Here is a 24,344-nt window from a genome sequence, read left to right on the forward strand (position 1 = left end):
TCAGTAGTGGCTTAAAGGAGCTTAAACGATCCTGTATTCGTATGATAATCCGGCATATATAACGTATGCCGGATTTTTTCTGTGGTCGTTTTGAAGAGAATTGTTACCTGTTTCTACTAATACCACTTCAATCATCCAGTCACCATCCTCTAGCGGGCGGAGTAGTTGCCCTACTTCATATTTTGGTCCAAACGCACCAAAGCTTTTTATCGTACCAGTGGGTACAAACGGTGTCGTTATCATGACTGTTTCCTCATTATTGAAATTCATTGGCAGTGTAGTATTTTGAGAATATCGTTTCAAGAACGACTTTCGAGAATGCTAACTCCTTGATGTAGCGTGCTGTATATCAACAGTTCCTATGGCGCACAAATATTTTGCATCATAATTACCTTGTATTGGATTTTGTTTTAAACTGAAATGCTTAAATACGAAATATTAGCTTCTAAATCTTTCAGTTAATGCCAAAGTTGAATCAGATACAGTTAATCCCTCAAGACCAACACTAGCTTGTGCTGATTTTGCATTCCAGCAACGGAGCATAATATCTACATCCTGATCCGATGCAGCAGTTGCACTTTTTTCAGTGGTTAATCTGCTGAGGGTAAAAAACGGGTACTCCATTAATGCCAGATTTTTAAAAGGTACCGCGTGACTAAAAACGACCTATTCACTGTCATATTTAATGCATTTATCAGTGATTTTATCCCTCGTTTATTTAAGACTGCTATGACCATGTTAAAAACGCCAATACAGAGATATTAAAGCTTTTATTTAATAAGCGATTTAATTATAAGTAAAAGTTTTTAAAATAACAGTTAACCGCATTTAATTGAAACCCATTAACCGTTAATAGAAAGTTGAAAAGAAACCAGTAAGCAAAAGAATATAATCCGAAAAAGATGATACTTAAGTGCTTTCTCACCTGGATTTTACGAAGTAAGCGATAAAATTAATACTATAAAAAATGGTTAATTTGGCAGGATTTAAGTCCTGAAAAAATGATTGATTATCCGGGAAAACGTAAATGGGGATTCTATGGCTTTAATACTACGTTATTGGAGAATAATACGGATAAAGTTGTTTTAATTCCGGCATTAAACATGACGTTGGTAGAGTGCTGCGATAGTATCTTTAATTATTTTCACTAAATATATTGTTTCAATGAAAACTATTTTTATGGTCATTATCAATATAATATTAATGCCGTTTGTTAAGATATGTTTTTAATACTTTCATAAAGTGAAAATAACTAATTGATCATAATTAGTGAAACGTTATATCTTATGAGTAAGATATAGGTTTTTTCACAAGATATTGCTTTTATGTTCTTGCTTTATTTTATTCAATTACTTTATTCAAACGTATTTTTTGATACAAAATCCTAATATTTATCAGGGTTTAATGTCTTGTTGTGCATTTTTTAATTAATGAATTATCTTCTGGGTAAAAGAATGTCTACGCAGTTCGTGTAAACCCTTTCTAATCTGAATAGTAATCAGATAGTTCTTTCTATTCATTTTGTGTGTCGGGAAAGAAATCATTCGTCAAATGTGTTTTTAACTTCTATTAAACTAAGGGATTGTTTATGGGTAAATCATCAAGCAAGAGTGCACAGTACTTCTTTACTGGGAATTATTCTGCTGACGACAATGATAATGAGATTAATGCCATTGGATTTGGTGGCTACATTTATGCCCGCGGAGGGAATGATTATATTACGCTAGGAGCAATTGCGTCCAAGGTGTATACCGGTGAGGGAGATGACACGGTGGTGGGTGGAGCGGCCTATTTAAAGGTCGTGGATACCACTGGTAATCTGACAGTAAAGGGCAGTGAGGGTTACGCAGGGATTGATAAAAATGGTGATGGCAATATTTTGTTTTCCGGCACGGCAGGTGGCGTTTCGATGGATCATACAGGTAACCACGGTAATCTGGATTTTGACGGAGCGGCTATTTATAACGAAATGAACCGCAACGGTTTGACGGGGAACGTACTCTTCAAAGGTGCTGGTGGTTATAATAAATTGTGGCACGCAACCGATCAGGGCAATTTGTACTTTGAGGGTGCTGGAGCGGGTAACAAAATCGATCGTACCTGGTATAACCGTTACAACGGCAGCCGGGGCGATGTCACATTAAATGCCGCCGGTGCCGCAAACAGTATCAGCTCGCGGGTGGAAAACGGCGATATCGTTTTCGATGGCGCAGGGGTTGATAACCATATTATCCGTCAAGGTAAAAAAGGGAATATTACTTTGCATGGTGCGGGGGCATCTAACCGAATTAAGCGTACTCGTCAAAAAGAAGATATCTATGTGCAGACTTGTGGTGATATCACCTTTGACGGTGCAGGCGGCTATAACCGAATTTATTCTGATATTGCGCACGGTAATATTAATTTTTCCGGTGCCGGCGCTTACAATGAAATATCAAGATTAGGCGCGAATGACGGCTTCCGTGATGAGGCGCTGGAATATGCTAAGGCCGAAGATATCGTATTAACGACAGCAACGATGGAGGGAAACTGGATTAAGGAATCCCAGCGAGTAACGGGTATTAAATCGACTACCGAGCCTGACACTTATCTCTACGCGTTTGCTGATAAAATGTATACGAAAGTCAGCAAAATTCGACTCAAAAATGATCCTGAAACCGGCAAGCTAAATTATTACGCCACTTCCTGGTATAAGGAGGGCGATCACCTAAAAGATCTTGCTGCAACGGCTATTTCTTCAGATAACGGATTTACCAATATCAACCTTGATGGTGCCTACCGTCTTTACAATCTCATTGTTGAGCATCATCAGCCTGTCACTATTCATGCCGTTGAGGAGAGTTTATCTGAATACCAGTGGGTTATTTATGCCGGCGGGACGACGGTCAAAGCCGAAGATATCACCCTCTCTGATGCGAAAATGGGAGGACGTTCGATCTTTTCCAACGGTCAGAAAGTTGATGTTTCCGCAGTGAAATCGCACCGTCAGCCAAATACTTATGTCTATGGCAAGCATATGGGGCCATACACCAAAGTGGTGTTGGTTAAGTTGGAAAACGATCCTGTCACACAGGAGCTCAAATACTTTGCCAGCGCGTGGTATAAAACGGGCGATCATACTGGCAATCTGGCTGATGAAGAGATTTCACCCGCAAACGGTTATCGCTCTATGAGTGCCGGTGGCTACATGCTAAGTCAGCTGCAATATAGCCTGAATACAACGATACGTCGTGCTTCTGAGCGGTTAGCACATATCGAAGAGTACCATCAGCAAGAACTTGTAGACTCATCTGTCAATAACGGTGACAGCTCCGGTGATATCCAGTTTAGCGGCCTTGGCGGTGGAAACGTTATTACATCCAGTGTCACCCGTGGCAATGTCAATTTTGAAGGTGCCGGTGCCGCCAACGTGATGGTAAAAAAGGGGGAAGAGGGCAATCTGACATTCCGTGGTGCAGGTCTGGCAAACGTCTTGGTTCACCAAAGCCAACGTGGAGAGATGAAGGTTAATGCTGGCGGTGCGGCAAATGTTGTTGTGCGGGTTGGGGATGGACGGTATTTGGCTCATCTGCTGGCGGTTGGCAATATCTCGATCCATAAAGGCAATGGCAACAGCCGGGTTGTCATGTCGGGTGGTTACAACACCCATAGCCAAATAGGTGATGGCAGAGCGAGTTGGTCAGGGGCCGGCGGTTTTAATGTCATGACGCAAAAAGGTCGTGGGGATGTGTTCTCAGTACTTTTTGGCGGCGCTAATGTGCTGACTAAGCTTGGTGTCGGTGATCTGTTTTCGGGTATGTTCGGCGGAGCCAATATTATCACGCATCTCAGTGATGAGATGGAAACGTCAAATACCACAGCAATTGTGCTGGGTGGTGCCAATATTCTCACCAAAAAAGGGCTGGGCGATGCACTAGCAATAATGGGTGGCGGTGCCAATGTACTGACTCACATCGGTGGGGGTAACACAACCGGTGTCATGCTGGGTGGCGCTAATATCCTGACCAAAGTCGGGAACGGCGATACTACCGGCACTATGCTTGGGATAGGTAACGTACTGACTCATGTCGGTGATGGTCAGACATTGGGCGTCATGGGCGCTGTCGGTAACATCTTCACTCAAGTTGGGGATGGAACTGCGATTGCGGCTATGCTCGGTGCAGGTAACATTTTTACTCATATTGGCAACGGTGACGCCTGGGCATTGATGGGCGGTCTGGGTAATATTTTCACTAAAGTGGGGGATGGCAATGCGCTGGCGCTGATGGCAGCGGCTGGCAATGTGTTTACCCATATTGGCGACGGTACCAGCGTTGCTCTGATGCTGGCAAAAGGCAATATCGCCACCAAAGTGGGTAACGGCATGGCTCTGTCAGCAATGATTGGTCAGGCCAATATCTTTACCCATGTGGGGGATGGCGAGACTTTTGCTGCCATGATTGGTGGCGCCAATGTGCTGACAAAAGCCGGTGATGATCGGACAACCGCTTTGATGATCGGTAAAGCCAATATCTATTCGCATATCGGTGAGGGTACCAGTATTGGTTTATTTGCCGGTGAACTGAATGTCATGACCAAAGTGGGTGATGGTACAACACTGGCGGCAATGTTTGGTCAGGGCAATATCATGACCCATGCAGGTAAAGGTTTAACGGGTGTTTTGGCACAAGGTGAAGCGAATATTGTTACCAAAGTGGGTGATGACTTTATGGGGGTAGTCGCCAGGGCGAAAGCCAACGTCATCACGCATGTCGGCGACTCGACAACCGCAGCTGTACTGCTTGGCGAAGGCAATATTCTGACGAAAATGGGAAAGGGCACAACGATTGGCCTGCTGGTGTCCGATGTGGGGAATGTCATGACGCATATTGGTGATGGGCTGACAGTGGGTTTCGCCAAAGGTCAAGCTAATATCATGACCAAAGTGGGGAATGGTGCCGCTATTAATGCGGTTTGGGGGGAAGCTAATATCTTGACTCATGTGGGCAATGGCGATCGTTATAACTTCGCTAAAGGTAAAGTAAACATCATAACCAAAGTGGGTGATGGACAAGAAGTGACGGTCGTTCAGGGTGAAGCCAATATTATTACCCATATCGGTAACGGTGATGACTACACGGGAGCCTGGGGTAAAGACAATGTGATTACCCGGGTTGGTGATGGGCGCAATGTGGTGCTTGCCAGGGGTAAGGCCAATATTGTGACTCAGGTGGGTCAGGGTGACAGCTTTAATGCTTTATGGAGTAAAGGCAATATTGTCACCAAAGTGGGTGATGGTACACAGGTTACCGCAGCGAAAGGCAAAGCCAATATCACAACCACGGTGGGGAATGGTTTAAATGTGATTGCGACGTATGGCGACTTTAACGTGAATACCAAAGTGGGTGATGGTGTTTCAGTTAACGTGGCGTGGGGTGAGCGCAATGTTAATACCAAAATTGGCAATGGCCTGAATGTTGCGGTTATGAAAGGTGAACATAACGCCAATATTCACGTTGGTGATGGTCTGGGCATCAATGCTGCTTATGCGTGCAATAACGTGGTCATTAAGATTGGTAATGGTGATTTCTACAGCCTTGCGGTTACGGAAAGTAACAGCCAAAGTAACAAATTCTCTTCCTTCTTTGAACAAATCAAACAGACGGTATTAGGTGTGGGTGGCAGCCAGGCGATTAATTATCTGGTTCAGGGAGATGAGGCAAACACGTCTAAAACACATACCGTCAGAGGTGCGCTTAATTTAACCGAAGTCTCTGCGATTGACGGCTTTAAGATAGGTGAAATTGCGCCGATAAATTCAGATTTAAGCCGTCGTCTTAGTGGTTTTGTGACAGAAGTAGAAACGCCTGATCTCGATCATCTTCAGAGCGCTTTCAATATTAACGATAATTTTGATTCAAACCAGCAAACCAACCTGATCATCAATGGTGATTTTGAGCAGAATAATCATGGCTGGCAGGCAACTCATAGTATTGAAGCTGATCATTCGGCGGTGACTTACGGTCTTGATAACACCGGTCATGGCTTATGGGTAAGTGAACTTGATGTGGATGAAAACACCGCTATTTATCAGGATCTGCAAAATTTATTCGAAGGTGAAAATATTTCATTGAGTTTTGATTTTGCAAGACGCTCAATTCCTTATATTGATGATGGTATGGAAGTGTTGTGGAATGGCAAACTTATATTCTCATCTTCCAATAATAAGACTGGATGGCAAAACAAAAATCTGAATTTAACCGCCAAAGCGGGTAATAACCGAATTGAATTTAAAGGTACAGGCAAGAGTGATGGGCAAGGCTATGTTCTGGATAACATTGTGGCGAAATCTAACGGGCAAGGAAAATTCGATACTGTTCGTGAATACGCCAGACAGGACAAAGCAGCACAACATGCGTTGGGTGATAAAGCGAGCGCAGAAGCGGATCGGCAGCATCTGGAACAAGAGAAAAATAAGCAGTTGGCAGCGATTGCAGGAATACAGTCTCAATTGGAATCAACCGATCAGGCAGCGTTAAACGCCAATGGGCAAGTGCAGCGTGATGCAATAAAAGAAGAATCACAGGCAGTAACCGATGAATTGATCTCCATGAGTCAAGGTCTGGATAAACTTAATGGTTATACAAATTACCACGGTAAATCTGGTGAGCAGTGGCGCAATCAATTTGCTGTCGGATTCCTGGATAGTGTTCAGCGTAAATGGGATCACACTAAATCCATTGCACAGGAAAAGTTAGTCAGTGCGCAGCAACATGTTACCGGTAATCAGCAAAAAGTAAGAAAAGCGATTGCGCAATCAGAGGCTGGCGTAGCGAAAAGTGAGCAGCACCGTGCTGGCGCGAAACAAGATATTACAGACGCGCAGAAAAAAGCGGAATTGAGAGAGGAAGAGGCGCGTTTACAACAACAGCGGGCAGAAAAAGCGGAAGATGACGCCAACGTCGCCTGGCAGCAGGCGGAAAATAGGGGCAACCGCGATATTGCCACGGCTGAGGATAAAGTGGTTCAGGCTCAAACAGATGCGAAAGGCGCGAAGCAAAGTGACAACGCTAAACCGCAGCGTACGGGCGCACTTGGCAGTGGTTTGTCTGGAAGGGCTTATAAACCAACGGATATGCCTGCAACCATCAGCCATGTTAATCCTGAATTTGTCGTACATGCTGATGGGCGATTCAGCGCAGGATTGATAGCAGAAGATCTGGCTGTGTTGCAAGATGCAAAAGATCTTGTCGGTCAATTGCAGATCAATGCTGGTTTCCGGTATTTGGTCAAGGATCAATTCCCGGTGGATAAAAATCCACCACCAAAATCTGATGGCGGCATGATGTTGGGTGAACAAACCGCTGACTCCCAAAATCATGAGCAAATAAAAGGGGATGTGCTGCAAAAAATTGATAATAAAATCTTTGACTTTACCGCGCATGGAAAAGAGCTGGAGGCCTATTCATTCTATTTTAGCCAGGATAGTCATTTGCTGGAAAAAATCAGCAAAATCATTCCTGAAATTGGCAGCGTGCTCCTGACTAAAGGGGACACGGTTAGGTCCAAGAGACTCATGAAAGGATTATGTTTTGCCTTATCTGCCCGCTACTTAATGGAAGAACGGGTGCATGGCTCAGGGGGCGGTAAAGCTTATATGATGTGGTTAAAGGATGCGGTTAAAGCCTACAACGACAAATCAGTCAATAAGAAAACCAGTATCAATGCCATTGAATCCTCCCTGCTGACCCAATATCGTCGCCAAAATATCGGCCCGGCGATTGAAGATTTACTGTCGATGCAATACAGCCAATTTATGGACAGCTCTACCCCTGAAACCTATACAAAAGCCAATGCAACCTATGGCGGCAAGCTGAAAGCAAATGGATTGGCCGGGCCGAACATTAATAATGCATTGAATTACTCCGCAGAAGGCTATGAATCTGTCATGGATAAGCTGCGTGATGTGAAAAAATCGACTTATATGACATTTATGTCGGAAGATCATGCAATGTCCGTGGTAGTACATAAAAAAGACAATCGAACGGTTTGGTCATTTTATGATCCTAACTATGGGGCCAAATCGTTTGCTGACTATGATGATTTCCGCCGTTTTATGGACTCTTTTCATAAAGGGTTTATAACGGGTTATAAATTTCAGGCGAGTGAAAAGCTGGGTCAAAGCTTCTATGTTCAGTTCAATAAATTTACCGAGGGAACCATTGCGAAATATGACGGTATTTGGAAAACATCGCGTGATGGTGAACAAAACTATGTATTGCGTGCGCTAAAAGAGCAGGGAAAGACGTTTACCCTGGGTTCAGGCGCTACCGGGCGTGTGGTTGATTACCGTGAAAATGATATCACCCTGGAAGTGACAGTGAAGAAAGGTAAGCAGAGTAAGACACTGCTGGTTGAAGTTGGAAGTCACAATTTTAAGCAGGCTGCCAGCTTTGTGCAGTCGAATATCGATAAAGTGCTAACTTACCCGGCAGCAAACAAGCTGATACTGAGAATGCCGGTTGATGGTAATACGATGTCCCCTGAGCTGGAGAAATTGTCATCAATTGACACAATTAAAAACAAAAATTCAGGGGATTGGGAACGCGTTACGGTCACACCACAAACCGATGATCGCGAAACCCGTTTTAATAGTCAGATCATTATTCAGATGGAAGATGAGCCGATCGTCGCTAAAGCGGCGGCTAATCTGGCGGGTAAACACCCGGATTCCAGCGTAGTGGTTCAACTTGATTCCGATGGTAAATACCGTGTTGTTTATGGTGATCCGGCCAAATTATCAGGTCAATTACGCTGGCAGATTGTCGGTCATGGCCGTGGTGAATCAAAACAAAGTAACACTCGTCTGAGTGGCTACAATGCCGATGAACTGGCGGTAAAATTAAAACAGTTCAGTCTAGATCTTAAACGGGCGGGTAAACCCAGCCACATCAGCATCGTGGGCTGTTCTCTGATAAGTGATGACAGCCGGGATGGATTTGCTCACCGTTTTATCACCGCGTTGGATAAGCAGGGTATTCGCAGTAATGTTTCTGCCCGTCGCAGCGAAGTGGCGGTTGATGCAACAGGCCGTAAATTTACCCGTGACGGGAATAACCAATGGGTCAACAACCTGCCTGATAACAAAATTGTCTTCAAATGGAATAAACAGGGTGAACTGACGACCAGTACAGAGAGGGTGATCCGCGGTATTACTGAAAATGATATCAACCTCGCCAAAGTGGGATACACAGGAGCTGATGCGGTTACCAGAGGGGCGATTGTGGATAATTACCGTGTTTTCACTGCACCAAAGAAGCGTAAAAAAACGGTTGAGATTAACGTAAACGATAAACTGAATAACCCGTTCAATTATTCCGGCAATATTCAGGTGAATATCGGTGAGGGGGAGTTTAGCGCGTTCAACTGGGGAACGTCGAATGTGGGCATCAAAGTCGGGACGGGTGGTGTTAAATCACTGGCCTTTGGTGACAATAATGTGATGGTTCACATTGGTGATGGTGACAGTCAACATAGCTTCGATGTCGGCGGTTATCAGGCGCTTGAAGGTGCGCAAATGTTTATCGGTAATCGCAATGTGAGCTTCAACAAGGGCCGCAGTAATGATCTGATCGTGATGATGGATAAATCAGTCCCGACACCGCCGCTGATTAATCCGTTTAATGGTGCCGCACATATTGTCGGCGTATTGCAAAATATTGCCCGCTCCGGCGAAGGGCAGGATTGGCTGACGGCACAAGATCAGCAGTGGACAATCGCGGGCGTGGGGAAGTTTGTGCAGGATATCACTGGCTTGGATCAAACCAGTGATGTGAACTATAAGACGCTGGTTGACCTGGATTCCCAGCATGAACGTAGTAGCCGTGGTTTGAAGCGTGATGTTGAAGCGACGTTGAATAAGAAATACAGCCAATGGCTAAACGGCAATGTGATTGATATGGGCAGGATGAGCCGTGCGGATAAATTCCGGCAGGCCAATCACAAACTGGTTTTTAACTTTGCCGCAGGCGGTCAGGGTGCGGATATTCAGGTGACAACCGGTAACGGGAACTTTATGTTCGGTGATCATATCCAGTCAATTCTGGATACCAATCTGGGATCGCTATTTGGTTTGATGACCCAGCAATATTCAGCCACCGGCATGGCGAAAACTACCTTTACCTACAACCCGCAGGACTTGCCGCGTCAGCTTAAGAACAAGTTGCTTGGCCGACTGGCGAGTATCAATGCGGATACCACCTTAGCGGATATCTTTGGTGTGGATTACACCACAAAGGGCCACATTGTTTCCCGCACGCACGAACCTGTTGATGGCGCGGCAATTCTGCAAGAGATACTGGAAGTGATTGGGGAATTTAGCGGTGATCAACTGCAAGCCTTCACCAACCCGGAGAAATTGCTTGATGGTTTGAAAGCGGGTATTGATATGGGAGAGGAGGGTATCAAGTCATTTGTGGAAAATCATGGCCTGAAAGAAAAAGCCCCTGATAAAAACCAGGGACAAAGATCCCTGGTCAGTGTTGATGGAGAGAGGGCTCAGGACAATCATAAACTGGAGCGGGCATTTGGCTTTAATTCACTGAATTTACCTAACTTGTTTGCAACGATGTTCAACGAAGACAAGCAAACGGAAATGAAATCCTTAATCACCAATTTGAAAGAAAATCTGATGACTGATTTGCTGAACATGGAGGAAAAAATGTTTGATTTCCTGCTTAACAGCGGCCATCTGCAAGGAGATGGCGACATCCATGTCTCGCTAGGCAACTATAACTTCAACTGGGGTGGTGACGGCAAAGATCTTGGTGCTTATCTGGGCGACAACAACAACTTTTGGGGTGGTCGCGGTGATGATGTTTACTACTCAATCGGGACATCTAATATCTTTACCGGTGGTGAAGGTCATGACATTGGGGTCCTGCTGGGGCGTGAAAATGAGATGTTTGGCGGTAACGGCAATGATATCGCAGTAGTGGCTGGACGTATTAACCATGTATTCATGGGTGAAGGCAATGACCAGACGTTTGTCTTTGGTGAGGGGGGCTTTATTGACGCTGGTAAAGGGCAGGATTACGTCGTCACTACGGGTAACTATAATCAAGTGGATACCGGTGAAGGTCAAGACTATGCGGTGACCATCGGTAATAACAACCGGGTTGAGCTGGGTACAGGCAATGACTTTGCCAGAGTGTTTGGTAATGATAATCGAATCGACGGTAATGCCGGCAACGATACGATTAAACTGATGGGCTACCATGCGGTGATTAATGGCGAAGAAGGTGATGATTACCTGATAGCGGCGGCTCTTTCGAAGTTCAGTCAGCTTGACGGCGGCGAGGGCCAAGATCTGCTGGTATTAGGCGGTTATCAGAACAGCTTCGAAGGTGGCACGGGTGCAGACAGCTTTGTGGTCAGCACAGAAGTGATTGATAGCACTGTTGAAGATATTCAAACGGAAGATATGATTGTCTTTAACAATATTGACTGGCAAAACTTGTGGTTCCAGCGTAGCGGATACGATTTGGTGCTGTCAGTGAACCGCCATACCCGGAACAAAACTGCTCAGGATATATTTGAATCGGTGGGTTCAGTCATCTTTACGGATTACTTTAATGGTCATCGTGCCAAATTAGTGGCTCAAATGGATGATAAGGATGCATCAGGAGAACGTGAATTTACTGCACTGTCAGACAATGCGGTTGACTCATTGATTCAGGCCATGAGCAGTTTTGCCCCGACAGCGGGGGATAATGGTTTTATTGAGAGTTTGGACAGTAAGGCAAAAATCGCGATTACCACGGCGTGGACAGATACCACGATTGGAAAAGGGAAATTTGCTTAATTAACGCTTTGCAATCAAAGTGGTAATAAAAATAAAAGTGGCTCACAGAAATGGGTGAGCCATTTTTTTCGCTCTTTTATAAAGTCATATTTTGTAAATATTTGCAGAACCACCATAATCTCTGAAAAAATACATATCTGTTTCTGCGACTTTTTCAGTATAACTCCCACTTCTGAAAGTAGAATATTGAAATTAACTATTTTTTGCGAAATTCTTGTATTAGACTAAATAAATAAAAAATCCAAATATTGCCCCACCACTACCGCCTACTTTTATACTGAATTTTAATCCATTAATAACTGGTTGAATGTCTAAAAGAAAATACCCTTCTTTAAAAAATATAATAAGGTACGTTAAAGGACCCTGTTGCCATTAAAGAAAACCGATAAACCTTTAGGTTAATATACAGAGAGATTAAAGATTTTATATAAGAGGCTGATTTATGAAAATAAAAAACTCAGGACAGGATTATATTTTTCGCAAAATAAGATCTCGCCCTGAATTCGCCAATCCGTTATTCTCTACAAAGATAATTTATTTTTTGAATGAATATTGGTTGTAAATTATTTAAAAAACAACCTATTTCAAATAATTATCTTATAAATGTCCTTTTAACCCGAATAGATACAATAAAGTAAGGTATCCATATGCATGCACAAAACACATTTCTAAAAAGTAGAGAAATATTATTATAATCCAGCTTTATCCCATATACGTAATAACCCAACATTAAGTCGGTGATTATAAATAATAAAGTGGAAACTAAAAGAACAATGTAAAATATTGTGCGAAACCCCGTCGGCACCCGGTGTTTGGATATTGACCTGCGGCGTGCCGTTGGCGCTGTGGATAATCGTCGGTTGCTGATGGCCCGGCACCTGCCCATCCGCCACGATGTTCACCTGTGCCGTCAATGAAACACTGCCGAAGGTTAACAATAAACCCAGCTGTAGCGTCGTGAGGCGGCAAACAAGACGTTGTGCGGATGGCCGACCCCGGCGACGTGCTGTATTACTTGGCCCGGTACCCGCAATCTCTGGCACGACCATCAGCATATTCCGGGACAGGTTAAAAATAATACGATATAAATGCCTATTCATGGTTGTTTTTCTCCGCTAACACATTTGACCTCTGCGACGCACCGGTAGCACGGTGAGTTTGAACTAACACTGCCAGGACACGTTGAAGCCCAGCACTCCACCTGCCAGGTGTTTTCCCAGCTCGACCGGAAGGGGGGTACCAGGATGACGCGGGTGATGGGAAAACACGGTGTTTCCACATGGGAATGTGGATGACACCGCTTTTTCGGGCACAGACGGACGGACATCCGCAGGCGGTGGCGTCAATTGAACCTGCAGCGCTTGCTGACGTGCCTGTTGATGGATCAGGTGTTGGTCTGAGATGTCTACGGCATGACTGCTTGGCATCACAAGAGGATGATTTTGGTTATGACACGATAATATGGGTTGTTTTCTCATTAATATTTTAGATCAGGATAAATCGGACGGGCTAAATGATGGTGAGTTGGAAGGGGGTCATACTCATCATTATTCATGAGCAGGAGAAGTTGTTGAGGGAGTGGATGCCCCGAACCTTTTTATTCTTATGACATAATTAATTTGCTTGATAATAAATAAGTTCATTATGGCAATAAACTAAATTTTTATCATTATTTGAGAATATATCGTTAATGATTTGGGATGGAGTTTAACCTTGTAGGTCATTTTATTTAAGGGAATACGAACATGTTTACTTCCAGATTAACGATGTTGCACTTGTATCATAGTAATTATGGTGGCTAGCTACCATATAAATTATATTGTGACTGAATTGTTATTTTATTAACTTATTAATCGTGTCTGGGTGTGGGTATTGGGTAATCTTAGGGGAGTAAACAGACTTTTTCTGTATGAATATTGCTTTTGAATTTTTGCAATATATGATTCGACACTATTATCCAACTTATTCATTAAGAAATCTTATAATTAAAGTCAGTATCTCTCTGAGTTTGATTTTTTATTGTTTTATTTTTCTTATTAATAAATTGTTTTTTAGGTAAAAACATGTCTGAAAAATCTAAATAAGCTATTTCTAATACTAATTAAAATTAAAGCATTTTATCTCTCTTATTCATTTGACTGAAACAAAGTTAATCTAAAGGATTGCTTATGGGTAAATCATCAAACAGTAGCGCACAATACTTTTTTACCGGGAATTATATTGCTGATAACGATAACAATAATATCGATGCGATTGGAATTGGTGGTCGCATTTATGCCCGTGGCGGGGATGATCACATTACCCTTGGTTCGATTGCAGCGAAAATCTATACCGGTGAGGGGGATGATACAGTCGTCGGCGGGGCTGCATATTTAGGAATAGAGGATACCAGTGGCGATCTGTCGATAAAAGGCGGCGCAGGTTACGCAGAGATTAATAAAAGTGAGAGTGGTGATGTTTCATTTTCCGGCGCTGCGGGAGGTGTTTCCATGGCGCATTCCGGTAACAGTGGTCACCTCGGTTTTACGGGTATTGCAGCTTATAACAGTTTGAACCGTAAAGGTTTAAAGGGTGACATAAATTTCAAAGGTGCCGGTGGTTACAACAAATTATGGCATGAAACCGACCAGGGTAATTTGTACTTTGCTGGCGCGGGTGCGAGTAACAAAATCGATCGCACCTGGCTTAAGCAGTATCAAGGCTCTCAGGGGAATGTGGCGTTTAGTGGCACAGGTACGGCAAATTACATCAACTCGCGGGTAGAACGCGGTAATATTACTTTTAATGGTGCCGGTGCGGATAATTACATTGTTCGTAAAGGTAAAGACGGGGATGTTATTTTACGCGGCGCAGGGGCTGTAAACCGTATTGAACGTCTACGCCAGCATGAAGATGAATATGGGCAAACCTGCGGGAATATCACTTTTGAAGGCGTTGGTGGCTACAATAAAATTTACTCTGATGTGTCACGTGGTGATATCTATTTTTCCGGTGCGGGTGCTTACAATGAACTTACCCGCACAGATGCAAACCTGAAAAAAGCTTATCATGGTGAGCCAATTAACGGCACATTGGAATATGCTAAAGCGGAAGAAATCGTATTAACGACAGCGACGATGGGCGGCTATTTTCTCCGGGAACCTCAACTGGTCACCGGGATTAAATCAACCACAGAGCCAAATACTTATCTCTTTGCGATGACTGATACCCGGTACACGCATGTCAACAAAATTCAACTTCAAAACGATCCTGTTACTGGTAAGCTCAGTTATTACGCTACCTCCTGGTATAAAATAGGCAATCATCTTGCAGTTATTGCCTCGGATAATATCCAATCTCTCAATGGGTTTGTTGATGTCAATGTTAATGGTGCCTACCGTCTTTTTAATTTAATGGTTGAACACCCGAGGCCTATGACTGTTCATGGCACCGAAGAAAGCTTGCTGGAAAATGAGTGGGTAACTTATATCGTCGGGGCTGATGTTAATGCAAAACAAATTACCCTCGCTAATGCAAAAATGGGGGGGCACTCTGTCTTTTCTAATCGTGAGAAAGTGGATGTTTCCGCCGTCAAATGGAATCGCCAACCCAATACTTATGTCTATGCCAAATATATCGAGTCCTATACCCACGTTGTGCTAGTTGAATTGGCCGATGATCCTGAAACCGGCTCACTGAAATACCTGACCAAAGCGTGGCGCAAAGCTGGTGATCATACTGGTGATGTGGCGAATGAAGATTTCTCCCCGGTAAATGGTTATCGCTCAGTAGAAGCTGGTGGTTGTACGTTGAGCAAACTTCGATATAAGTTTGAAGCAATGTACACAATTTCTGAGGAAATCAGTCGTACCGAAGGGGTTGTTCAACAAAATATCAGTGAGAGTTCGGGTGATATTAATTTTAGCGGCATAGGCGGCGGAAACGTTATTAAATCCGATGTTACCCGTGGCAATGTTAATTTTGAAGGCGCAGGTGCGGCTAACATTATTGTAAAAAGTGGTGACGAGGGGGATTTGAGATTCCACGGCGCTGGTGTAGCCAACGTACTGGTTCACCAGGGGCTGCGTGGAAAAATGAACGTTTATGCCGGTGGTGCGGCTAACCTGCTTGTGCGGATAGGTGATGGCCGATATCTGGCTCATCTTCTGTCAGTTAGTAATATCTCGATCCACAAAGGCCAGGGCGATAGCCGGGTGGTGATGTTGGCTGGCTACAATACGCATACTCAGATAGGCAATGGCGGCGCTAATTGGTTAGCTGCGGGTGGTTTTAACGTCATGACTCAAAAGGGTAACGGGGATATCTCTTCGATACTTTTGGGGGGCGCTAATGTGTTGACCAAGCTTGGCACCGGTGGATTGGTTTCTGCAATGTTTGGTGGTGCCAACATTATTACTCATATCAGTGATGATATTGAAACATCCGATACCACGGTCATTGCGCTGGGCGGCGTCAATGTTTTTACCAAACAAGGCAAGGGCAATGCGCTGGCGGTGATGGGCGGTGGTGCGAATGTCTTCACGCACATTGGTGATGGTAATACCACCGGCGTCATGCTTGGTGGCGCCAATATCCTGACTAAAGTCGGCAATGGCGACACGATTGGCACTATGTTGGGTACAGGTAACGTGCTGACTCATGTTGGTAGCGGCAGGACGCTGGGGGTAATGGGCGCCGCAGGCAATATCTTCACTAAAGCCGGTAATGGTGAGGTGATTGCTGCCATGATAGGTACGGGTAACCTCTTTACTCATGTTGGCAAAGGTGATGTGTGGGCGTTGATGGGTGGTTTAGGTAACATCTTTACTAAAGTGGGCGCGGGCAATGCGCTGGCACTGATGGCGGCGGGTGGCAATGTGTTTACTCATGTTGGTGATGGCACCAGCGTTACCCTGATGCTGGCAAAAGGCAACATTGCCACCAAAGTGGGTAATGGCATGACGCTGTCGGCCATGATTGGCAAGACCAATATCTTTACCCATGTTGGTGATGGCAATACCTTTGCTGCCATGCTTGGCAGCGCTAATGTCCTGACAAAAGTCGGTGATGATCTGACTGCCGGTTTAATGATGGGCAAGGCCAATATCTATACGCATGTCGGTGACGGCACCAGTATTGGCTTGTTTGCTGGTGAACTGAACGTTATGACCAAAGTTGGGGACGGCACTTCGCTGGCTGCGATGTTTGGTAAAGCCAATATGATGACGCATGTGGGTGGAGGTTTAACCGGTGTCTTGGCACAAGGTGAAACGAATATTGTTACCAAAGTGGGTGATGATTTTATGGGGGTTATTGCCTCTGGCAGAGCTAACATCACCACGCATGTGGGCAATGGGGCAACGGCGGGTGTGCTGCTGGGCAGAGGCAATGTTCTGACTAAAATGGGTGAAGGTACGACGATTGGCCTGCTCATCTCTAATGTGGGTAATGTGATGACCCATGTAGGTAAGGGGATGACAGTAGGGCTTGTCAAAGGTAACACCAATATCATTGCCAAAGTAGGTGAGGGTGAAGGTGTCAATGCTGTCTGGGGTAAAGCCAATATCCTGACCCAGGCTGGTGATGGTGACCGTTACAACTTCGCTAAAGGTGATAACAATATCATCACTAAAATCGGTAATGGGCAGGAAATCACGGTGGTTCAGGGTGATACCAACATCATGACCCATGTCGGGCATGGTGATGATTACACCGGAGCTTGGGGTAAAGCCAATGTGATTACTAAGGCCGGTGATGGTCGTCATGTTGTGCTTGCCAGGGGTGATGCCAGCGTAGTGAGCCAAATTGGTCAGGGTGACAGCTTTTATGCGTTGTGGAGTGATAAAAACATCGTCACGAAAGTGGGGGACGGCAGGCAGGTTACGGCGGCAAAAGGCCAAACGAATATCACGACCACGATCGGCAATGGTTTAAACGTCACTGCAACCCATGGCGACCTGAATATCAATACCAAAGTGGGGCAGGGGGTTTCGGTTAATGCGGCGTGGGGCAACAATAATATCAATATCCAAGTCGGGGATGGTCTCAATGTTGCGGTGATGAAAGGTAAAAGTAATGCCAATATTCATATTGGTGATGGCTTGGCAATCAGTGCCGCTTACGCACGAAATAATGTAGTGGTTAAGCTTGGTAATGGCGATTTTTACAGCCTTGCTGTCAGTAACACTGAGAGCAACCCACTCTCTTCCTTTTTTAACAACATTAAACAGACAGTATTGGGTGTCAGCGGCAGTCAGGCGATCAACTATTTAGTTCGTGGTGATGAAGCAAACACTTCCGGCACACATAAAGGCCGGGGGGCGATTAACTTAGCTGAAATTTCCGCTATTGACGGTTTTAAGGTAGATGAAGTTGAGCAGGTCAGTTCAGACCTGGATAACCGTCTTAGTGGTTCTGTGACAGAGATAGAGATGCCGGATGTCAGCTTAATTGAACGTTCTTTAAGTCAAAAAGTCGGATCGGCATCAGATCAGAATGAAAATCTGATTATTAATGGTGATTTTGAACAAAATGAGCAAGGTTGGCTGTCAACCAATCAGATTGAGGCATACGGCTCTGCGAGTGCTTATGACCTGGATAACGCCGGACATGGCGATCGGGTCAGTGAACTGGATGTTAAAGGCAACACCACTATTTACCAGAACCTGCAAGATTTGCATGAAGGGGAAGTGATTTCACTGAGCTTTGATTTTGCTAATCGTCCTAATTTAAATTTTGCCGACAATGGCATCAACGTTTTCTGGAATGGCAAACTTGTCTTTTCATCTTCTGGCGATACCGTCAAATGGCAAAATAAGACGTTGGAGTTAATCGCCAAAGAGGGCCGTAACTGGGTTGAATTTGAAGGTACCGGTCTGAGTGATGGGATGGGCTATGTTTTGGATAACGTTGTCGCCCAGTCTAAGACGCCAAAACAGTTCCATCGGGTTACCGAACATGTGAAACAGGATAAAGCGGTACAGAATGCCTTAAGTGATAAGGAAAATGTGGACAAAGATCGCCGGTTGTTGGAACAGGAAAGAGAGAAGCAGCTTGCTGCAATGACAAAATTCCAATCTCAACTGGAATCAACAAATCAGGACGTGCTAAAAACCAATGGTCAGGCACAGCGTGAGGCGTTGCAAGAAGAATATCAATCGGTGACTGATGAATTGATTTCCATGACTCAACGATTGGATGTGCTGAACAGTTTCCCAAATTACCAGGGGAAATCAGGTGAAAAGTGGCGTAATCATTTCGCTGGTGGATTACTGAACAGCGTTCAGGATAAATTAAATCAAGCCAATTCTACCTCACAGCAACAATTAGATAATGTGCAGCAAGTGATTGCCGCTAACCAACAACACATCAAAAAAGCGATTGAGCAGTCAGAAGCCGGTGTAGTGAAAAGTGAGCAAGATCGTGACAATGCAAGGCAGGATATTGCAGTTACTCAGAAAAAAGCAGAGTTGAGAGAAAAAGAGGCGCTTTCACAGCAATTGCGGGCAGAAAAAGCGGCAAATGACGCCAATAAGACCGGCCAGGGCGCTAAAGATCGGGGTAAACGCGATATTGCTGAAGCGGAAAATAAAGCCGCGCAGGCACAAGCCGATGCGAAAAGCGCGAAGCAGAGTGATGATGCCAAACCAGAGCGTGTGGGAGCTTACGGTAGTGGTTTATCTGGCAAAGCTTATCAATCAACCGCTACGGCAGAAATCGGCAGCCATATTAATCCTGAATCTGCTGTTCGTGCAGATGGCCGGTTTAGTGACAATCTGGGTGAAGAAGAACAGCAGGCTTTGGAAAGGGTTAAACAAGCTGTTAACCGTTTACCGACCAATACCGGGTTCCAATATGCGGCAGACGAGCAGGAAAGGTTGCGTACTGAACAGTTTGTACCCGGTTACAAACTGTTTAACGGGCAAACTTCGTCTTCTCAAAAGCCTGAACTCACCAAAGGAGACTTGTTGCAAAAAATTGCCGACAAAATCTTTGATGTGAAAGCACATGGAAAAGAGCAGAAAGCTTATTCATTCCATTTTAGTCAGGATGACAATCTGCTGGAAAACCTTAAGAAAATCATTCCGGAAATTGGCAGTGTGCTCCTGACTAATGGAGATAAGGTCAAGTCGAAAGAGTTCCTGAAGGGATTATGCTTTGCCCTGTCTGCCCGTTATCTGATCGAAGAGCGGATACATGGTGCAGGAGGGGGTAAAGCTTATATGCTGTGGCTAAAGGATGCTGTTAAAGCTTACAACGACAAATCGGTCAATAAGAAAACGGACATCAACACCATTGAGTCCTCATTACTGAACCAATATCGCCGGCAAAATATTGGTTCGGCGATTGAAGATCTATTATCGATGCAGTACAGCCAGTCGATGGATGACTCCACAATTGCTGCGCGCAGAAAAGCCAACGCCGCTTATGGTGGAAAATTAAAAGCCAATGGGCTGACTGGACCGAATATCGATAATGCATTGAATTATGAAGCTGAAGGCTACGAGTCTGTCATGAGTACACTGCGTAATGTGAATAGATCGGTTTACATGACATTTATGTCTGCAAATCACGCAATGTCGGTTGTTGTCCACAAACAAGATGCGCAAACCGTTTGGTCATTCTATGATCCTAACTTTGGCACCAAATCATTTGCCGACTATGATGATTTTCGCCGTTTTATGGACTCTTTCCATAAAAGTTATCTCACGAAATATCAATTCCAGGCGAGTGAAGCTCCTGGTCAAAGTTTCTCTGTTCAATTCAACAAGTTTCAAGAGGGCGTCATCACCAAATATGACGGTGTCTGGAAAACGTCGCGTGAGGGTGAACAGCGTTACGTACTGCGGGCATTAAAAGAGCAGGGTAAGATTTTTACATTGGGTTCAGGCGCTACCGGGCGTGTGGTTGATTACCGTGCAAATCATGTCACGCTGGAAGTGACGACTAAGCAAGGTAAGAAAGTGCTGGTTGAAGTTGAGAGTAATAACTTCAAGCAGGTGGTCAACGTTGTGCAGTTGAATATCGACAAAGTGTTTACTTATCCAACAGCCAGTAAGCTGATGCTTAAAGTGCCGGTTGAGGGCGACAGACCGGCCCGTGTGTTGGAGAAACTATCATCAAACGACGTTATTAAAAATAAACAGGTCGCAACCTGGGATCGCGTTGCTGTCACAGCACAGACCGATGGCCGTAAGACTCGTTTTGATGGTCAGGTGATTATTCAAACAGAAAATGATCCGGTAGCAGCTAAAGCAGCGGCTAATCTGGCGGGGAAACATCCGGATTCGAGTGTGATTGTTCAGCTCGATTCCGACGGTAAATACCGGGTTGTCTACGGTGATCCGACTAAATTATCGGGCAAATTACGCTGGCAGATTGTCGGGCATGGTCGTGAAGAATCAGAGCACAATAATACTCGCCTCAGTGGTTATAGTGCTGATGAACTGGCGGAAAAACTCAAACAGTTCAGCCGGGATTTCAGTCAGGCGGGCACACCTGACCACATCAGTATCGTCGGCTGTTCTCTGATCAGTGATAACCGGCGGGATGGTTTTGCGGGTCGTTTTGTCGTTGCCTTGGAGAAACAAGGTATTCGCAGTGACGTTTCAGCCCGCCGTAGCGAAGTGGCTGTTGATGCTACGGGGCGTAAATTTACCCGTGACCACAGTCCTCGTGACCACCATAGCCAGTGGGGTCATCATTTGGCTGATAGCAAAATCGTATTCAAATGGAATAAACGGGGTGAATTGGCATCCAGCATAGAAAGAGTGATCCACGGTGTTACTGCAAGTGATATCAACCTCTCTCAAGTGGGTATAGCCAATACCGATGAGTTAGCCAAAGGTGCGATTGCGGATAATGTGAATAGTTTCACTGCACCAGAGAAGCATAAAACCCGGATTGGTGTTCATTCAGAAAATGACTCTAATCACTCTCAATGGGATTATTCCGGTAATGTTCAGGTCAATGTCGGTGAAGGGGAATTTACCGCGATCAACTGGGGAACATCGAACGTTGGCATCAAAGTAGGAACCGGGGGTTTTAAATCACTGGCCTTTGGGGATAACAACGTCATGGTTCATATCGGTGATGGCGATAGTGGGCACAGTGTTGATATCGGTGGTTATCAGGCGCTTGAAGGGGCGCAAATGTTCGTCGGTAACCGTAATGTGAGCTTCAACATGGGCCGCAGTAACGATCTGATCGTCATGATGGATAAATCAATCCCGACGCCACCGCTGATCAACCCATTTGATGGTGCCGCACGTGTTGCGGGTGTCCTGCAAGAGATTGCCCATTACGGGGAAGAACAAGCGTGGTTAGCTGCGCAAGAACAGCAGTGGACAATCGCCGGAGCGAAGAAATTTGTTCAGGATATGTCTGGCCTCGATCAAACCAGTAGCGTGGATTATCACACCCTGACTAATTTCAATGCTCAGAGTGAACGCAGTAGCCGCGCGCTGAAAAACGATATCGAATTAATACTGAATAAGAAATATAATGAATGGTTAAGTCGTAATAGCAACAAGGCTGACACCGGCAACATCAGCCGGGCGGAACAATTCCGTCGGGCCAATAAGGAGCTAACTTTCAACTTTGCCGTGGGTGGTCAGGGGGCGGATATTCAGGTGACAACCGGTAGTTGGAATCTGGTGTTCGGTGACAATATCCAGTCGATTCTGGATACCCATCTGGGTTCATTATTTGGTCTGATGACCCAACAGTTCACTGCAACCGGCTTGGTGCAGACCACTTTCACCTATAATCCGCATGATTTACCGCGTCAACTTAAGAACCGGTTGCTTGGTCGGTTGGCGAGTGTCGGAGCAGACACCACCTTAGCGGATATCTTTAGTGTGGATTACACGGCGGAAGGTCATCTTGTTTCCCGTACCGGTGAAGCGGTGGATGGTGTTGCCATTTTGCAAGAGATGATTGAAATCGTCGGGGAATTCAGTGGTGAGCAGCTAAAAGCCTTCATTGATCCGGATAAATTGCTGGCGGGTTTGCGATCTGGCATGGATATGGGGGCGGATGGTGTTAAATCCTTTGCTGAAAGTCATGGTCTAAAAGCAAAAGCGGTTGATGAAGAGAGCAAGGTTTCCATAGCCAAGGTTGCACAGGTTCAAATCGGTCTTCCTACGACGGACAATATCAAACCCGAACGGGCATTTGGTTTCAATGCATTGAACCTGCCTAATCTGTTTGCAACGATGTTCAGTCAAGACAAACAAACAGAAATGCAATCGTTAGTCACCAACCTGAAAGGGAATCTGACGGCTGATTTGTTGAATATGGAGGAAAAAACCTTCGATTTCCTGCGAAATAGCGGTCATCTGCAAGCAGATGGCGATATTCATATATCGCTGGGCAACAGCAACCTAAACTGGGGAGGCGACGGTAAAGACCTTGGTGCGTATCTGGGCGATAACAACAACTTCTGGGGTGGCCGTGGTGGTGATGTTTTCTATGCCACGGGCATATCCAATGTCTTTACCGGGGGAGAAGGTCATGACCTGGGCGTGCTGATGGGACGTGAAAACTGGATGTTTGGCGGAAAAGGGGATGATACCGCTGTGGTGGCCGGACGCATCAACCAAGTATTTATGGGCGGAGGGAACGATCAGGCATTTATCTTTGGTGAGGATGGTTTTGTTGATGCTGGTCACGGGCAGGACTATGTGGTGACTTCGGGCAACCACAACCAACTGAATGCCGGGGAGGGGCAGGACTATGTTGTGACTATCGGTAATCACAGCCAGGTTGGTTTAGGTAAAGGCGCTGATTTTGCCAATGTCTTTGGTAATCACAACCGGATTGATGGCGATACCGGTAATGATGTCATTAAACTGATGGGCTACCATGTAGAGATCAATGGTGGAAAAGGTGATGATCACCTGATAGCGACTGCTATATCGAAGCTCAGTCGGTTTAATGGTGGTGATGGGCAGGATGTGCTGATGTTGGCGGGGTATCAAAACACCTTCCAGGGCGGTGCCCGCGTAGACAGCTTTGTGGTTAGCACAGAAGTGATTGATAATCAGGTTAATGATATCAATGCAGAAGATATGATCCTCTTTAATGGCATTGACTGGCAAAACTTATGGTTTCAGCGCAGCGGATATGATTTGGTGCTATCGGTGAATCGCCCTATTCAGGACGATACCGCTCAGGGCATCTTTGAATCGGTAGGCTCAGTCACCTTTAATGATTACTTTGATGGTAATCGCGCCAAATTGGTGACGCAGATGGGTAATAATAATGAATCAGGGGAGCGTGAATTTACTGCACTGTCAGACAATGCGGTTGACTCATTGATTCAGGCCATGAGCAGTTTTGCTCCCAGAGCAGGCGATAATGGTTTTATTGAGAGTTTGGACAGTAAGGCGAAAATCGCGATTACTACGGCGTGGACAGATACAATGATTGGCAAAGGGAAATTTGCTTAATTAACGCTTTATAATAAAAGTAAAAATTATAAAATAATATTGGCTCACAGAAAGTGAGCCAATATTTATCG

The 24,344-nt window shown here is 45.0% G+C and carries 6 protein-coding genes; 3 read left to right on the forward strand and 3 right to left on the reverse strand.

The window, feature by feature from the left end; all coding sequences use genetic code 11:
* Window positions 1-21: 21 nt before the first annotated feature.
* Window positions 22-243, reverse strand: coding sequence for a DUF5397 family protein (locus ACGF7G_RS08210; RefSeq protein WP_387464672.1), 222 nt, complete (start codon window positions 241-243; stop codon window positions 22-24).
* 1,345 nt (window positions 244-1,588) lie between these two features.
* Here ACGF7G_RS08210 and rtxA (ACGF7G_RS08215) point away from each other — a divergent pair.
* Window positions 1,589-11,842 (forward strand): MARTX multifunctional-autoprocessing repeats-in-toxin holotoxin RtxA, encoded by a 10,254-nt coding sequence (rtxA, locus tag ACGF7G_RS08215; RefSeq protein ID WP_387464673.1) that lies wholly within the window; start codon window positions 1,589-1,591, stop codon window positions 11,840-11,842.
* 592 nt (window positions 11,843-12,434) lie between these two features.
* On the opposite strand, the gene ACGF7G_RS08220 is transcribed toward rtxA (ACGF7G_RS08215), so the two are convergent.
* Together ACGF7G_RS08220 and ACGF7G_RS08225 are read right to left on the reverse strand one after the other, a co-directional pair.
* Window positions 12,435-12,572 carry a DUF2569 family protein gene (locus ACGF7G_RS08220; RefSeq protein WP_387464675.1) on the reverse strand — a complete coding sequence of 46 codons (138 nt, stop codon included), beginning with the start codon at window positions 12,570-12,572 and terminating at the stop codon, window positions 12,435-12,437.
* Window positions 12,532-12,942: an ESPR-type extended signal peptide-containing protein gene (locus ACGF7G_RS08225; RefSeq protein WP_387464676.1), complete on the reverse strand. Its 411-nt coding sequence runs from the start codon at window positions 12,940-12,942 to the stop codon at window positions 12,532-12,534. Before ACGF7G_RS08225 ends, ACGF7G_RS08220 begins: the two co-directional genes overlap by 41 nt.
* Window positions 12,943-13,133: 191 nt before the next feature.
* Here ACGF7G_RS08225 and ACGF7G_RS08230 point away from each other — a divergent pair, with 191 nt between their 5' ends.
* Window positions 13,134-13,331 (forward strand): hypothetical protein, encoded by a 198-nt coding sequence (locus ACGF7G_RS08230; RefSeq protein ID WP_387464677.1) that lies wholly within the window; start codon window positions 13,134-13,136, stop codon window positions 13,329-13,331.
* A 679-nt stretch (window positions 13,332-14,010) separates the two neighbouring features.
* On the forward strand, window positions 14,011-24,273 hold the full coding sequence (rtxA, locus tag ACGF7G_RS08235) for an MARTX multifunctional-autoprocessing repeats-in-toxin holotoxin RtxA (protein WP_387464679.1): 10,263 nt from the start codon (window positions 14,011-14,013) through the stop codon (window positions 24,271-24,273).
* Window positions 24,274-24,344: the final 71 nt, after the last annotated feature.

Source organism: Photorhabdus sp. RM323S, assembly GCF_042879375.1.
Taxonomy (GTDB): domain Bacteria; phylum Pseudomonadota; class Gammaproteobacteria; order Enterobacterales; family Enterobacteriaceae; genus Photorhabdus; species Photorhabdus tasmaniensis.

Bases quoted from the DNA above. Each gene is read 5' to 3' on its own strand.
- ACGF7G_RS08210 (WP_387464672.1), bottom strand. From the start codon at position 243: ATGATAACGACACCGTTTGTACCCACTGGTACGATAAAAAGCTTTGGT.
- rtxA (WP_387464673.1), top strand. From the start codon at position 1,589: ATGGGTAAATCATCAAGCAAGAGTGCACAGTACTTCTTTACTGGGAAT.
- ACGF7G_RS08220 (WP_387464675.1), bottom strand. From the start codon at position 12,572: ATGTTGGGTTATTACGTATATGGGATAAAGCTGGATTATAATAATATT.
- ACGF7G_RS08225 (WP_387464676.1), bottom strand. From the start codon at position 12,942: ATGAATAGGCATTTATATCGTATTATTTTTAACCTGTCCCGGAATATG.
- ACGF7G_RS08230 (WP_387464677.1), top strand. From the start codon at position 13,134: ATGACACCGCTTTTTCGGGCACAGACGGACGGACATCCGCAGGCGGTG.
- rtxA (WP_387464679.1), top strand. From the start codon at position 14,011: ATGGGTAAATCATCAAACAGTAGCGCACAATACTTTTTTACCGGGAAT.